Below are 703 nucleotides of genomic sequence, written 5' to 3' on the forward strand. Positions count from 1 at the left end.
ACTCCCAAAAACTCATCTCCTAAAACGACTTAGCTTTTAAAGTCATCAATGTTTGGACTTATTCCCGTACACAGAATCGAACTGCGTCTAGTCACCAGAACGGGAAGCGGCATTTAATTTAGTAAATTAAATTGAGTGAATAATCGCACTAATCCCAGTAATCATAAAGAATAATCCTACTAGGTAATAGATTGATAAGATTGAAAAGGCGGGATAAATCAATAAAAGAACACCTAAAATAATGCCAATTACGGATAAAATCACGTCAACCATAAAATACTTTTCGTTAACTAACTTGATAATGTTCGAAAGCCATAACGATATTATTGAATCCATCAAGAACATAATTGCAAACGAAATTGCAACAAATAGAATGCCAAACTTTCCGTTGAACAACATTAAAATTCCGATAATAATGTCAACGACCGCGTTAAAAACGACCCATCCAGAATTTTCTAAAGCACCTCTAAGAACGGTTAACTTGTAAATCCCGGACAAAATTGCGGTAATTGCTGCAATAACGATTACCGCACTGAAGGTTGCTAGGGGATTTCTTAAAGAAATGACCGCAACGAAAATACTTAAGATCCCGACGACAAACATAAATGGGTCAAATCTGTCCAATAACTTATTCATATAAAATTCCTCCCAATAATGTACAGCTTTTATAGACATCAGATTGTTGGTCGTAAATTAAATAATG

1 protein-coding gene is annotated in these 703 nt (G+C 34.6%); it reads right to left on the bottom strand.

Annotated features, from left to right (window positions below):
* Positions 1 to 126: 126 nt before the first annotated feature.
* Positions 127 to 636 carry an HdeD family acid-resistance protein gene (locus LKE01_RS11945; protein ID WP_054769930.1) on the bottom strand — a complete coding sequence of 170 codons (510 nt, stop codon included), beginning with the start codon at positions 634 to 636 and terminating at the stop codon, positions 127 to 129.
* Between the last annotated feature and the right edge of the window lie 67 nt (positions 637 to 703).

Source organism: Lentilactobacillus kefiri (assembly GCF_007989105.1).
GTDB classification, from domain to species: Bacteria; Bacillota; Bacilli; order Lactobacillales; family Lactobacillaceae; genus Lentilactobacillus; species Lentilactobacillus kefiri.

What these genes read in the sequence shown, in the direction of transcription:
- LKE01_RS11945 (WP_054769930.1), bottom strand. Translation starts at nt 636, where the DNA reads ATGAATAAGTTATTGGACAGATTTGACCCATTTATGTTTGTCGTCGGG.